The 324-nt window shown below is 65.7% G+C and carries 1 protein-coding gene; it reads left to right on the forward strand.

Features of this window, described 5'->3' with window-relative positions; genetic code table 11:
• Window positions 1-132: 132 nt before the first annotated feature.
• On the forward strand, window positions 133-324 hold a 192-nt coding region (locus PROKR_RS38160; protein ID WP_425414855.1), incomplete at its 3' end, for a helix-turn-helix domain-containing protein.

A 324-nucleotide genomic window follows, 5' to 3' on the forward strand; every position in this document is an offset into this window, starting at 1 on the left:
AGAGTAGGACGCCGCCGGACAACCATTCCCCAGGAGGGGGTGGGACACACAGCCTGTCAAAAGGGTTGTGCGTCCCACCCCCTACCTGCATTCCCGGAACAACTCCAGCACCCCCGTCTTCCGCTGTGTGGAATGCTGGTTCCGCCGACCGACAGGTCTGGCGTACCGACGGGGAGAGCGACGTGGCAGAGACTGGCGTGCAGTCGGTCGAGCGAGCACTCGACCTGCTGGAGATCCTTGCGGAGCGTGGGCGGTGATGCCGGCCTGAGCGAGCTCTCGCAGCAGTCGGGGCTACCGCTGCCCACCATTCATCGCCTGATGCGC

Origin of the sequence: Promicromonospora kroppenstedtii DSM 19349 (genome assembly GCF_000515355.1) — a bacterium.
Taxonomy (GTDB): Bacteria; Actinomycetota; Actinomycetes; order Actinomycetales; family Cellulomonadaceae; genus Promicromonospora; species Promicromonospora kroppenstedtii.